At 51.0% G+C, this 241-nt stretch carries 1 pseudogene; it reads right to left on the bottom strand.

What is annotated here, in order from left to right:
* Positions 1 to 241, bottom strand: a pseudogene (locus tag AAHB90_RS32695) (T9SS type A sorting domain-containing protein); the annotation flags it as partial.

Genomic DNA, 241 nt, shown 5'->3' with positions numbered 1-241 from the left:
CCCTCTTTTGCTGCCGAGAATGAGATCAGTGTGACGGGCAGGTTGATGTCAGTGACATTGACAGAAGATACTGTTGTATTGAATAGTCCGTCATCTGTCCAGTCTCCTCCGATGTTAAACACCTGGGTGCCGACCGATGCGGCAGGATCAGACCTTGCAGCGATAGCCCTTACCGGGATCTCAAAATAGGGGTCTTCTGTGGTCCAGTCAGTGGAATTGTAGAAAGTCAGGTTGGTCGGAG

The sequence above is a fragment of the Dyadobacter sp. OTU695 genome (assembly GCF_038440355.1).
GTDB lineage: Bacteria > Bacteroidota > Bacteroidia > Cytophagales > Spirosomataceae > Dyadobacter.
This window is presented reverse-complemented; position numbering and strand designations above follow the sequence as displayed.